The sequence below is a fragment of the Cloacibacillus sp. genome (assembly GCA_036655895.1).
In the GTDB taxonomy this organism is placed as follows: Bacteria; Synergistota; Synergistia; order Synergistales; family Synergistaceae; genus JAVVPF01.
This window is the reverse complement of the sequence record JAVVPF010000136.1, coordinates 1-711: the sequence shown is the minus strand read 5'-3', so window position 1 is coordinate 711 and position 711 is coordinate 1. Positions and strand designations below refer to the sequence as shown.

The following is a 711-nucleotide window of genomic DNA, read 5'->3' as shown; positions in this document are numbered from 1 at the left end:
GCGCTTTCAGCTTGTGCACGAACTCGTAAAATATCTCTTCTGCACACTCGCTCAGTACGTCGCTTCGAAACCGACAAATGCTCCGGTATCCCGGTGCCGGTTCTCCGTTCAGTAGCCATATGTAGTTGATGTCACGCAAGCACGCTTCTTCGATCGGGCGGCTCGAATACTTCCGCTCCATCGCTGCATATACGATTACCTTGAACATCGCCATGTCGCTTGTCCGTTCTTCCCGACTGCGCCGTTTCCGTGCTCTCATGATCGGGCTCAAGTCTAATTCCTCGATCATTTCGTCTAATAGCCGCACCTTGTCGTTCGCAGGGATCACGCGCTCTGCAAAAACTTCATCCATTTTCAGTTGCACATTCCGAGCTGATGTGCGATAATTACCCTCGGTAAAGTTGTTTTTCATACATCCATTTTACCAGAAACCGAGCCGCTTGTCTTGCTTTCGCAAGCTCGCGGCTCGGTTTTTCTTTCGGCTTACTGTCACAGCCCCCGGATTTGGGTTGCGGATCATATAGATAAGCAATGCGCCTGTGTTCGTAAGCCAAAATCCGATCGCGGAGATCATCGCCGACAATCTCCGCCGCAACCGGTTCGGTTACGACAGAGGCGATCTGCGGAATCATCCAAAACCTACTCAGCGAACCCGAAGCTAAAAGCCAATAACAGTTCCATTGGGAGGATAGCGTCTTGATCCACCGCCAC

2 protein-coding genes are annotated in these 711 nt (G+C 51.3%); both read right to left on the bottom strand.

Annotated features, from left to right (window positions below):
- Window positions 1-412, bottom strand: a 412-nt coding sequence (locus RRY12_13335) for a transposase (protein MEG2185658.1), incomplete at its 3' end; no start/stop codon positions are given.
- The coding region (locus tag RRY12_13330) for a hypothetical protein (GenBank protein ID MEG2185657.1) at window positions 387-711 on the bottom strand (325 nt) is incomplete at its 5' end. The genes RRY12_13330 and RRY12_13335, both read right to left, overlap by 26 nt.